This window comes from Haladaptatus sp. (assembly GCF_049589095.1).
GTDB lineage: Archaea > Halobacteriota > Halobacteria > Halobacteriales > Haladaptataceae > Haladaptatus.
Map to the genome: position 1 here is coordinate 1 of NZ_JBAWAC010000363.1, position 2,819 is coordinate 2,819.

General features: G+C 63.4%; 4 protein-coding genes. 3 read left to right on the top strand and 1 reads right to left on the bottom strand.

Translation table 11 applies throughout. The annotated features are described in order from the left end of the window. From WBV42_RS11395 to WBV42_RS11405, 3 genes are all read left to right on the top strand, one after another. The coding region (locus tag WBV42_RS11395) for an NADH-quinone oxidoreductase subunit B (RefSeq protein ID WP_423986140.1) at positions 1-298 on the top strand (298 nt) is incomplete at its 5' end. Next, positions 295-1,956 (top strand): NADH-quinone oxidoreductase subunit D, encoded by a 1,662-nt coding sequence (locus tag WBV42_RS11400; RefSeq protein ID WP_423986141.1) that lies wholly within the window; start codon positions 295-297, stop codon positions 1,954-1,956. The genes WBV42_RS11395 and WBV42_RS11400, both read left to right, overlap by 4 nt. Before the next feature lie 54 nt (positions 1,957-2,010). After that, positions 2,011-2,169: a hypothetical protein gene (locus WBV42_RS11405; RefSeq protein WP_190303877.1), complete on the top strand. Its 159-nt coding sequence runs from the start codon at positions 2,011-2,013 to the stop codon at positions 2,167-2,169. Between the two features lie 59 nt (positions 2,170-2,228). On the opposite strand, the gene WBV42_RS11410 is transcribed toward WBV42_RS11405, so the two are convergent. Continuing rightward, positions 2,229-2,819: WD40/YVTN/BNR-like repeat-containing protein (locus WBV42_RS11410; protein ID WP_423986142.1), on the bottom strand; the 591-nt coding region annotated here is incomplete at its 5' end.

A 2,819-nucleotide genomic window follows, 5' to 3' on the forward strand; every position in this document is an offset into this window, starting at 1 on the left:
GTCGTGTACCTGCTCAGGCGGGCCGTTCCAGCAGGGGTACAACGTCATCAAGGGCGCAGAGGAGGTCATCCCGGTTGACATTCACGTTCCCGGATGCCCGCCGCGACCCGAGGCGCTCATCTACGGAATCACCCATCTTCAGGAGCGAATCGCCAACGGCGAGGTGACACCGGTCGTGGTCAAACCGTACGAACTGGAGCGGTTCGGCGATTTGGAACCCGACGAGTTGGTGCGATCGCTCGCGGACGAAATAGACGAGGACACCCTCGTCATGCGCTACAACTGGGTGGAAGAATGAGTTCGCAGACGGAGGAGCAAGGACAAACGCGTCCGCAGGAGTTCGACCGCGACGAACTGGCGGAACTGCTCGGCAATCACGTGCTCTCCCGCGACGACCACCTGAACGCACCCGGTTTCGTGATTCGGCCGGACGAAGTGCAGGACGTGCTGACCGTGCTGCGCGACGAGGCCGGGTTCGACCATCTCTCGTGTCTGACCGCCCAGCAGTACGAGGACCGCTACGAGAGCATCTACCACCTCAAGAAGTACGCGGACCCGACACAGGAGGTGAGCATCGTCGTTCCGACCACGACCGATAACCCTGTGAGCGAGACGGCGGAACCCGTCTTTCGGACGGCGGAGTGGCACGAACGCGAAGCCTTCGACCTCGTCGGAATCGAGTACGACGGCAACCCGGACTTGCGGCGGATTCTCCTCCCGCGGGGCTGGCAGGGCCACCCGCTCTCGCTCGACTACGATCAGTACCAGACCCAGATCGTCCCGTTCGAGAAGCACAAGAATCCCATCACGAAGGACGAGTACGCGGACAACGCCGATACGCTGTTCATCAACATCGGCCCGCACCACCCGGCGACCCACGGCGTCCTCCACATCGAGACCGTCCTCGACGGCGAGCAGGTGATCAACGTGCACCCCGACATCGGCTACCTGCACCGCTGTGAGGAGCAGATGGCCCAATCGGGAAAGTACCGCCTCGAAATCATGCCGTATCCCGACCGTTGGGATTACACCGCGAACATGACCAACGAGTGGGCCTACGCGCGGGCCGCGGAGGACCTCGCGGACATCGACGTTCCGGAATACGCCCAAATCCTGCGGACGTTCGGCGTCGAACTCTCACGCATGGCGGGTCACTTCCTCGCGCTCGGCACCTTCTCACTCGACGTGTACGGCGACTTCACAGCCATCTTCCAGTACGCGTTCCGCGACCGCGAAATCGTTCAGAACGTCCTAGAGGACCTGACCGGCCAGCGCATGATGTTCAACTACTTCCGCCTCGGCGGCGTCATCTGGGACGTTCCGGAGCCACGGGAGGAGTTCTTCGACAAGACGCTGGACTTCGTCTACGGACTCCCGGCCGCGCTCGAAGAGTACCACGCCCTGCTCACGGAGAACGAACTCTTCCAACTGCGCTGTGTCGATACCGGCGTCCTCGACCCGGAAGTCGCGAAACAGTACGGCGTGACGGGTCCCGTCGCCCGCGGGTCGGGAATCGACTACGACCTGCGCCGCGACGACCCGTACGGCTACTACGACCAACTCGACTGGAACGTCGTCACCGAGGACGGCTGTGACAACTACGCCCGCGTGTTGGTTCGGTTGCGCGAGGTCGAACAGTCCGCCAGAATCGTCGAGCAGTGCGTCGAACTGCTGGCCAACTGGCCCGAGGAGGAACGGACCTTGCAGTCGAACGTGCCTCGAACCCTGAAACCGCCGATGGACGCCGAAACGTATCGCGCGGTCGAAGGAGCAAAAGGCGAACTCGGGGTGTACATCCGTTCGGACAACACGGACAGTCCGGCACGGTTCAAGATTCGAAGCCCGTGTTTCAGCAACCTGTCGGCGCTGCCGGAGATGTCGGAAGGCGAGTTCGTGCCGGACCTTATCGCCTCGCTCGGCAGTCTCGACATCGTGTTGGGCGAGGTGGATCGGTAGGATTCCCGAGAACACACCGAAGCACTCTTTCTTTTCGCCTCCGTGGTCCCGAATATGGCAAGCCTCAAACGCAGCCTCGCCTTGCTCGTCGCGCTCGTCGGCGTCGCGTTCGCCGTCCACTACGTCCTCTTCGGATCGCTCCCGCTCGGCAAACCACAGATGCTCGAGGACGACGAGATAGACGAGATCGACTTCGAAACGGCGACGGAATAACCGCGATTTTCGGTCCGTTTTTCTTCCGCGAGCGTCCGAAACCGCGGACTCCAACACGCTCAGTCTTCATACCACGTCAGCGAGAGGTATCGCCCCCTGAGGCGTCCGGGCGTCGGCACCGATCCGACGACGTTCCAGCCGTCGGATTCGCGCCGAAGGAGCGTCCCGCGGTGGGTCACGGCCAGCACGTCGCCATCGATCACACTCCAACCGATCACAACCTCGTCCGGGACCGGCGAGGAAACAGATTCCAGCGTTTCCCCGTCGCGACGCTCGAACAGCGCGTGGCCGCCGTCGCCCCACGACGAGGACGAACCGGGTGCGCCGCCCGCGTAGAGGGTGCCGTCGTGGACGAACGCCCCGCGGAAATATCCCTGATCGTATCCGCCGTCCAACCGCAACCACGACCGTCCGGCATCAGTCGAGCGGTACAACCCGCTCCCCGTCGAGGCGACGAGGGTTTCCGCGTCGCCCATGTGGAGGTGGTGGATGTCGTCCGTGTTCGGCGCGTCGTCGTCGATACAGCGCTCCTGCCAACTCTCGCCGCCGTCGTCGCTCACGTGCACGCCGCCAACTTCGACGCCCGCGACGAGTCGGTCGGGAGCGTCCCGGTGGGTGCAGAGGCTTCGAACCTGCGCGAGTCTGTCGTG